The following is a 6,457-nucleotide window of genomic DNA, read 5'->3' as shown; positions in this document are numbered from 1 at the left end:
TCCCTCAAAACCATAAAAAACACAACCAAAAAGTTAATTAACTTTAATAATAGATTGTACTTTCTAGTATATAAAATTAAAGGATAATAAAATAAGAAAAAAATTTTAAACACAAAAATTATGAGTCAGCCTCTTTTTTAAAAAAAAATTAATCTTTTTTATATTTGGCATAAAAACCATCAGTATCAGCATATATTGCATAAAAACCAAATTCTTCTGCTTTTTTTATTGATGATTTGATGTATTGCCTTCCCCATGAGGTGATAGCCTTTGCACATTCAAAGGAATACCATCTGAAACGTGGAAAACCATATATACCATACATGGTATTTGCCAATCTTTTTATTGCCTGTTGCTGTACATTCAAAGCTATTTTCTGTTGAGGATCTTCTGTTGCCTTCATTTCACGCTTGATTCTAAATCTCTCTTGCAAGATTTTATCAATAACTGATGGAATGAACCCTTGAGGGGATTTCTTGAATTTGATTCCATGTTCCGGTGAAATGTTATACTCATCTTCGTTTTCAATTTCACCCAAGGTCATCACATCAGGAGATATGTTCTTTGAGATGATAATACTCGGATATAGGCTTCTAAAGTCGAATTGTACCAAGTTTTCATGAAGTCCCTTTTCAGGTTCCCTTACATATCCACCTTCATTATCGTCTGCAGATGCCCTATCCGCAAAGTTAGATCCTTGCTTGTTAGGCACAACCTCATCATCAAAATAAGCTTGCTTTACCAAAAACCATTCTGCCTGTTGGCCGGTTGCCATACGGGAAACGTCAAATAACGGTTGACCTATAATACGGGTAAGTTCCAGATTAAGAGGCAAAGTTTGTTCTGCAATCTTTAAAGTGGACACCACATCATCAAGTGAATAATCAAATAAGTTGTCCAATTCCTCTCCACCATTATCCCAGAACTCAAAAATCCTTTCTCCAGGAACATCAATCTTCTCTTCACCGAATAGTTCATAATAAACCCTTTCCAGAGTATACCTGTCAAGAGTCATGTACCTTCTCATCACCAGATACAAGTCAACATGAATCAATCCCTTAAAAGAAGCCGCATTGGCATATCCTCTTCTGATGAACTTGACGTCAGAGCCGTCCATTCCAATATCCAAATCGACGCCCAATATTTTTGCACGGTCCTTGAGATACGGGAAATCGAAATTGTCTGAGTTATATCCGACAATGATATCTACATTGTTGTCTTTTATTATTTTTACAAACTCTTCAATCATTTCCTTTTCAGATTCCACCTGATTTACAAAATTATCTTTCCCGCTAGAGTTTGTTTTAGTTGAGATGACCTGGTTTATTCCAAAGTTGCTTGAAACACCAATCATGATTATCTCGTCCTCTTCGGAATTCGGCATTCCATGAGGGTTTCTGACTTCCAGGTCAAAGCTCAATATCCTGAAATTTTGAGGATATTCCGGAACCCTCTCAAGAGGCTCTGTCAATTTAAGAATTTCAATGTCCAGTTTTGAGGAGTCCAAATCAAGGAATGAGTCCAATTCCTCTCCAACTGCGATAACTTCAGTCATCGGAATGACATCACGGTCCATCAGGTATCTTCTGTAAAATGGAATGTCAAATTCCCTAATTTGAATTACTGAATCCAAATCCCTTAGTGCATCCCTGTTTTTAGCCAGTTCCTGAGGATGCTTGAATGTGACCTTTATAAATTCAGATTCAACCTGAAAATCTTTTTTTGTTAGCTTTTCAATGTTGACAACATCAAGATTGTCTTCAATTTCAGATATGCATTGGTCCACATCATCGCTTACTACATATAAGTAAGGTTCAAATGTATCATCAATGAGAACTATGTTCTTGTCGCCTTCTTTTGAAAATAACCTGATTACAGGCTTATCCTCATAAGTGACATAATCAATATCCAAAATTACAACATTTCTCTGCATTTACGCATCTCCCATTAGAAACTCTTTTCTATAATTGTCCAAAACAGCATAGGTTATTCCTAAAATCAATGGTCCTACAATGAATCCCACTATTCCATAAACAAGAGGGCCAGACAAGAATCCAATCAGCAATATTAACGGATGGATGTCGGCGTAATGACTTGAAAGTGCAGGCCTTATGTACATGTCCACTGTACTTAGGAAAAATCCGAACAGCAATACTATCACTGCCCGTGGATAGTTTCCAGACATTACATCCATGAAGAACAATGCCCAATAGATAGGCCAAGGCCCGAACACAGGAATCAATTGCAGAATTCCGGTTATCACACCTAAAAATATTCCATAAGGATAACCTAGAAGTGAATATCCTATCGCAGCGAATATTCCGATGATGACAGAAGTCAGGAAGTGTCCGTAAAATATGCTTCTTAAAACATCCTTTACTGATTCAACGGTTTTGTCAAAGAAGTCCTTTGAATCATCAGGAACAAATGACTTGATGAATTCAAGGCATCTTTCTCCATCACGAACGAAATAAAATACGGAACAGACAAGAATAAATAAATCCAAAGTAACATTCATCAAGCTGCTTGCAAATTTAACTAAATAATTTAGGGCATAGCTCCCTATTTCATGCAGGGAAGAGTTGATATTTGCAGATATTGAGTTTATATCAAAATTTCCCGGCAGATATGCACTGACTGATGTAATGGTAGCGTTTATGTCATTATATGAATTTGTGGCAAGAAATCCGGACAATATTCCTGAAAGCTCCATCACTATATATGCAACCAGCAATATCAATGGTATCAGTATGACCACCATTGCAAGCAAAATAGAAACTGAAGAGTATTTTAATTTTGATTGGATCTTATTTGCTACCGGCCTAACTCCATAAGCCAAGATAGCTCCTAAAATCACCATGTTCAGAACAGGAAATATGAACATTAATGAAACTATCAATAAAAAGATTATCAACAATACTGGAGGAGTTAACTGTTCTTTAATGTCTATTCCCATGTTATCATCCTCTTAATATTTTACACCAGAAGCGTCCCTTCTGTATTTTGCAAATTCTGTAATTTGTTCGATTTTGTCGTTTTCAAAAACAGGTCCTTCCACACAAATTCTCCAGCCTTCGCTGTCAACACAGCACTGACCACACACTCCAAGAGCGCATTTCATATATCTTTCAAGAGAATATTGGGCAGGTATTTCAGATGCTTCAAGGATATCAAATATTCCTTTCATCATGATTTCAGGACCACATACAAATGCATAATCGTAAGTTGTTTCTTCAAGCAAACTGCTAAGGCAATTTGTGGCAAAACCCTCAAATCCGAAACTTCCATCATCAGTACATGGGTAAACCTCAACACCCAAACTTTCTAGAGAATCCAAAAATAACAATTCATCTTTTGTTTGGGCTGCAGAAATAACGCTAACATTATTATTTTTAGCCAAATCAGTAGCAATTGAGTTCATTGGAGCCATACCTACTCCACCACCAATAGCAATGATTTTTTTGCCTTCAAATGAATTATCGAATCCATTACCGTAACTGCCCCTTATACCAATTTGGTCTCCAACCTTCAAGTCATGCAACTGGGAGGTGAACTTGCCGATATTTTTGACGGTTATTGCCAATTCATTGTCATTGATCTGTGAGATGGACATCGGCTTTTCATTATGGAAATTCCAAACCATTAAGAATTCACCGGGATTTGGACGTCCAAGTGTTTCAAAATCCCAATCAAATTTAAATGTCTTTATGGTAGGAGTCTCTTCGATAATCTCTTTAATCTCTACAATTTTTGGTTCATTAATCATGTGCAATCCCCACCATTTCATCAATTGAGTTATAACCTTTTTCAGCCATGAATTTTTTCAATCCTTCATTAATCTTACTAAACACTTCAACACCTTCATCCATGATTGCAGTACCTATCTGAACTGCACGGGCACCTGCAAATATGAATTCAACAACATCCTCGAAAGTGTATACTCCTCCAACACCAATCAATGGAATGTCAACTGCCTCGTAAACTGAGTAGACGTTGCGTATTGCTATTGGCTTGATTGCCTTGCCGCTCATACCGCCAAACTTATTTGACAATACAGGTTTTGCAACATCAATGTTTATTTTCATTCCAGGACCTAAAGTGTTGATTAAGGATAAGCAGTCCGCTCCTGCATCCTCACATGTCTTTGCAATTTCAGTGATGTCTGTTACGTTAGGTGTCAGCTTTGCAATGATTGGCACGTCACTTGCATCCTTTGATGCTGAAACGATAGTGTGTGACAAGTCACAGCTCTGACCGATTGAAGCCCCGTATCCGTCCATCGCATGAGGACAGGAGATGTTAAGCTCAATCATGTCAACGTATTGCTGAACTTCACCCACAAGGGCTGAAAACTCATCAGGTGTTGCCCCATATATTGAAGCAATAACTACATTGTCTTTCCTTTCGATTTTCTTCAATTCCTCCTTGAAGTTTTCAACTCCCGGATTTGAAAGGCCTATTGCATTTATTATTCCCCCGTCAACCGCAACGGTTGTAGGGTTTACATAACCTGGATGAGGATTCAGTGAAAATGACTTTGACACGACTCCTCCCGCACCAGATTTTAAAATCCAATTCATTGATGAGGCATTGCTTCCCATTATTCCCGCTGCCAGCATCAATGGATTTTGAAATTCCACTCCACAAATATTAGTTTTTAACATAATATCAACTTTGTAATTAATTATTTAATTAGTTTTTGTAAATTTGTCAATGATTTCTTGATATTTTTCATTTTGTAATTTTAAACTTATTACATTGGTTTTATTGGACTTGACTATTTCTTCATTTGCTTTAGTGAGGTTTGAAATGATTTCATCCTGCTTTTCAATGATTGAATCTTTTTGGGATAACAAAGCTTCATAGTTTTTAGAGATTTTCCTAAGCTGAATTTCCAGTTCATCCGAATTGGATTTTATTTGGGTTTTGTAATCATCGATTAAAGACCTTAAATACCTCACTTGGTCTTGCTTGTCCTCGATTATGGATTCCTTTTCGGCAATTTTTTCATGAAGATCATCAAGCTCCTTTATTCTGGCCTTATCATAGTCTATTTTTGTATCAAGCTTATCCTCCAGGTTCTTATTTTCATATTTTAATTTAGTTGAGTATAATTTCAATTTATTTATCTGTTCCGCCTGGCTTTTCAATTCCATTGACATCTCATCAATTTCGGCATTTTTTAGTTCAATTTCATTTTTTAAATCTCTAAAACTTTGTTTTGACATGATTATAACCTATTAGATAATTTAATTTTCAATGTATAAAAATACTTATTAAAAATAAAATGAATAAATTATCTCATGGAATGCTATATAACTTATTGTGTTAAAGGATATTTTGCTTTCAATAGTGAAAATGAATTAATTTCGCAAAAATTATTTCCAGAGGATGAAATAATCATCAGATTAGCCGAAATTAATGACAAAAAAATTGTTAAGGAAGAATTGGAAATTATTGAAGAGGTTTCTAGAGATTATGATGAAATAATCATCGAGTCCAATAAACGTTTATCAGATTATGATAATGACAAGATTACAATAAAAACTCCAAATAAGGCAGGAGAATACTTAAGAAACAATTATGATGAGTTTAGATTAAATGATGCTGAAATCACAAACATCTATCAAAACTTAGCAATCTACAAGATCAAAAAGGAATCTGCCAGCGAAGATAAACACTTAATCCAAGCCATCAATTCCATTGACGAGATTGACGAAAGCATATCCAAATTGATTGAAAGAATTAGAGAATGGTATGCATTATACTTCCCTGAAATGGATGTCATCAAGAATAATGAGACCTACATAAAGCTGATTTCCGAAAACAAAAGCAAGGATGAAATCATAAAGGCAAAACCTGAAGCATTCCCCGACAACATCATTGATTTAGAAGATGACATTAACGAAGAAGACTTGAAGATTATGAATAATTATGCAAAGTCCATTCATGAACTTCAAAAATCAAGGAAAAACATTGAAGAGTATATTGATTTGAAAATGGACAGCATCGCTCCGAATTTAAAGTTGTTAGTTGGCTCAACATTAGGTGCAAAACTAATTTCACATGCTGGAGGAATAAAACGTCTTGCAATGTATCCTTCAAGTACAGTTCAGATAATGGGTGCGGAAAAAGCATTGTTCAGGCATTTGAAAAGTGGAGACCGTCCACCAAAATACGGATTAATCTACCAGCACCCTCAAGTGCGGGGCGCTAAGTGGTGGAATCGTGGAAAAATCGCAAGAATGCTTGCAGGTAAGATTTCACTGGCCGTAAGAAGAGATGTTTTCACAAAAACTTTTGATAAAAATGTGTTTGAAGAGTTCAAGCAGGAAGTTGAAGAAATAGAAAAAAACAATCCTTTTCCAACAAAAACCACTAAAAAAAGGAAAGAAGAAAAGTCAAAATCCAGAAATAAGAAGAGAAAAGGTAAAAAGAAAAGGAAGAGGAGGTAGAG

Annotated in this window: 6 protein-coding genes; 1 reads left to right on the top strand and 5 read right to left on the bottom strand. The window is 35.7% G+C overall.

From position 1 onward, the window contains the following. Window positions 1–148: 148 nt before the first annotated feature. The 5 genes from ILA26_RS00630 to ILA26_RS00610 are packed head-to-tail and all read right to left on the bottom strand — an operon-like array spanning window position 149 to window position 5,228. Window positions 149–1,933, bottom strand: coding sequence for a DNA-directed DNA polymerase (locus ILA26_RS00630; protein WP_292892915.1), 1,785 nt, complete (start codon window positions 1,931–1,933; stop codon window positions 149–151). Next, window positions 1,934–2,956, bottom strand: a complete 1,023-nt coding sequence (locus ILA26_RS00625; RefSeq protein ID WP_292892913.1) for an AI-2E family transporter — start codon at window positions 2,954–2,956, stop codon at window positions 1,934–1,936. A gap of 12 nt (window positions 2,957–2,968) precedes the next feature. Continuing rightward, a complete protein-coding gene (locus tag ILA26_RS00620; protein WP_292892912.1) occupies window positions 2,969–3,766 on the bottom strand; it encodes a dihydroorotate dehydrogenase electron transfer subunit in 798 nt (265 codons plus the stop codon). After that, a complete protein-coding gene (locus ILA26_RS00615; RefSeq protein ID WP_292892911.1) occupies window positions 3,759–4,664 on the bottom strand; it encodes a dihydroorotate dehydrogenase in 906 nt (301 codons plus the stop codon). The genes ILA26_RS00620 and ILA26_RS00615 overlap by 8 nt, the downstream gene beginning before the upstream one ends. Window positions 4,665–4,688: 24 nt before the next feature. Then, window positions 4,689–5,228, bottom strand: a complete 540-nt coding sequence (locus ILA26_RS00610; protein WP_292892909.1) for a glycosyl transferase — start codon at window positions 5,226–5,228, stop codon at window positions 4,689–4,691. Window positions 5,229–5,303: 75 nt separating this feature from the next. Between ILA26_RS00610 and ILA26_RS00605 the strand changes: the two genes are divergently transcribed. Then, entirely contained in the window at window positions 5,304–6,455 is a 1,152-nt protein-coding gene (locus ILA26_RS00605) for an ATP-binding protein (RefSeq protein WP_292892907.1), read from the top strand. Window positions 6,456–6,457 lie beyond the last annotated feature (2 nt).

It is taken from the genome of Methanobrevibacter sp., from assembly GCF_017940815.1.
GTDB lineage: Archaea > Methanobacteriota > Methanobacteria > Methanobacteriales > Methanobacteriaceae > Methanocatella.
The sequence above is the reverse complement of the archived record's forward strand: the minus strand, read 5'-3'. Positions and strand labels throughout refer to the sequence as shown.

What these genes read in the sequence shown, in the direction of transcription:
- ILA26_RS00630 (WP_292892915.1), bottom strand. Translation starts at nt 1,933, where the DNA reads ATGCAGAGAAATGTTGTAATTTTGGATATTGATTATGTCACTTATGAG.
- ILA26_RS00625 (WP_292892913.1), bottom strand. Translation starts at nt 2,956, where the DNA reads ATGGGAATAGACATTAAAGAACAGTTAACTCCTCCAGTATTGTTGATA.
- ILA26_RS00620 (WP_292892912.1), bottom strand. Translation starts at nt 3,766, where the DNA reads ATGATTAATGAACCAAAAATTGTAGAGATTAAAGAGATTATCGAAGAG.
- ILA26_RS00615 (WP_292892911.1), bottom strand. Translation starts at nt 4,664, where the DNA reads ATGTTAAAAACTAATATTTGTGGAGTGGAATTTCAAAATCCATTGATG.
- ILA26_RS00610 (WP_292892909.1), bottom strand. Translation starts at nt 5,228, where the DNA reads ATGTCAAAACAAAGTTTTAGAGATTTAAAAAATGAAATTGAACTAAAA.
- ILA26_RS00605 (WP_292892907.1), top strand. Translation starts at nt 5,304, where the DNA reads ATGGAATGCTATATAACTTATTGTGTTAAAGGATATTTTGCTTTCAAT.